Genomic DNA, 286 nt, shown 5'->3' with positions numbered 1-286 from the left:
AGATTAACTCTGTAGCAATCCCAAATGGAATACCGACGTTTCTCGTATAAGCTCTTAATTTTTCCCACCCAACAACAGAACCATCAGATAACGGGTGTGTATGATATAATATGTGCCTTTGTTTCTCATTATTTTTCATACCTATTACTTCTACATGAAGTGCATAACCGTAAATTTCTGTTTCTTTGCCTTCTTTCGATTGCAATAAATACTTCGAAATACAATCCATAATACCAATTTCTTTCCCATTTATGTCAACCAGATCATTACGCTATATTCCATAATC

The 286-nt window shown here is 33.9% G+C and carries 1 pseudogene; it reads right to left on the bottom strand.

The features are described 5' to 3' along the window. Nucleotides 1-271, bottom strand: a pseudogene (locus tag ACSG5Z_RS31905) (saccharopine dehydrogenase); the annotation flags it as partial. Between the last annotated feature and the right edge of the window lie 15 nt (nt 272-286).

Origin of the sequence: Bacillus pretiosus (assembly GCF_051294775.1) — a bacterium.
Lineage (GTDB): Bacteria > Bacillota > Bacilli > Bacillales > Bacillaceae_G > Bacillus_A > Bacillus_A wiedmannii.
The sequence above is the reverse complement of the archived record's forward strand: the minus strand, read 5'-3'. Positions and strand labels throughout refer to the sequence as shown.